This is a genomic window from Roseateles sp. P5_B10 (assembly GCF_056400485.1).
Window position 1 is genome coordinate 1 of the sequence record NZ_JBFULE010001584.1, and the last position, 611, is coordinate 611.

The following is a 611-nucleotide window of genomic DNA, read 5'->3' on the forward strand; positions in this document are numbered from 1 at the left end:
ATCCCAAGGATCATGTATTGATCCAGACTGCCTTGATGTTGAGATATTCGTCGATGTGGTGGACGCCGGACTCGCGGCCATAGCCACTCATCTTGTAACCGCCGAACGGAACGGCGGGGTCCATCGCCTGATAGCAATTGATCCAGACAGAGCCGGCCTGCAGGGACTTGGCGAGGCGATGCGCCTTGCTGACATCCTTGGTCCAGACGCCGCTGCCGAGACCGAAGGTCGTATTGTTRGCACGCTGCACCAATTCGTCCATGTCGGTGAACGAGATTGCAGAGATGACCGGTCCGAAGATCTCTTCCTGCGCGATCTTCATGTTGTCCTGGACGTTGGCGAACACGGTGGGCTGCACGAAGAAACCCTTGGCGAGGTCGCCGTCGGTCAAGCGGCCGCCACCCGACAGTGCCTTGGCGCCTTCGCCGGCACCGGTCGTCAGATAGCCGGTGACGCGGTCGAGCTGTTCCTTGGAGACCAGCGGTCCGAGCTGGATGCTCGGATCGACGCCGTTGCCGACCTTCAGCTTCTTGGCGAATTCGGCGACCTTGCCGACGAATTCGTCATAGATCTTCTTTTCGACGAACAGACGGGTGCCTGCGCTGCAGATC

At 59.7% G+C, this 611-nt stretch carries 1 protein-coding gene; it reads right to left on the reverse strand.

Going from position 1 to position 611, the window contains the following annotated elements:
- Nucleotides 1-10: 10 nt before the first annotated feature.
- A partial coding sequence (locus tag AC1DU6_RS34710; protein ID WP_477863060.1) for an aldehyde dehydrogenase family protein occupies nucleotides 11-611 on the reverse strand: 601 nt, incomplete at its 5' end.